Origin of the sequence: Rhodococcus sp. R1101, assembly GCF_000278445.1 — a bacterium.
Taxonomy (GTDB): domain Bacteria; phylum Actinomycetota; class Actinomycetes; order Mycobacteriales; family Mycobacteriaceae; genus Rhodococcus; species Rhodococcus gordoniae.
This window is the reverse complement of record NZ_AJVB01000910.1, coordinates 1-588: the sequence shown is the minus strand read 5'-3', so window position 1 is coordinate 588 and position 588 is coordinate 1. Positions and strand designations below refer to the sequence as shown.

General features: G+C 65.6%; 1 pseudogene. It reads left to right on the top strand.

Annotation, left to right across the window (positions count from 1 at the left end):
- Window positions 1-588 (top strand): annotated as a pseudogene (locus tag R1101_RS0125160) (isorenieratene synthase); the annotation flags it as partial.

Below are 588 nucleotides of genomic sequence, written 5' to 3'. Positions count from 1 at the left end.
TTCTTCCGGCAGTACTACAACTTGCGGGCATTGTTGCGCCGCACCGACCCCGAACTCCGCTTCCTGACGCCGCTCGACGATTACCCCCTGATCGATGCATACGGTCGACGAGACAGCTTCCGCGGTCTGCCTCGCACGCCACCATGGAACGCGCTCGCCTTCGTGCTGCGCAGCCCCACATTCGGCCTGCGCGACCTGATGCGCATCGACCCCCGTGCCGCGGCGCCGCTGGCAGCGGTGTCGGTTCCCGACATCTATCGTCGACTCGACCGGCTCGATGCCGAGACGTTTCTGGAACGGATCAACTTCCCTGCCGCCGCCCGGCACCTGGCTTTCGAGGTGTTCTCGCGCAGCTTCTTCCTCGAACCGGCGCACATGTCCGCGGCGGAGCTGGCCACCATGTTCCACATCTATTTCCTCGGCTCGAGCGAGGGCCTGCTCTTCGATGTGGCCGGCACCAACTTCGACGAGCTGTGGGCGCCGCTACGCGAATATCTGACAGCCGAGCGAGTCCCGTCCCGTACCGGCACCGTGCGCTTCCACACCGGTGTCTCCATTGCCGCCATCGACACCACCACCGGCGCCCCA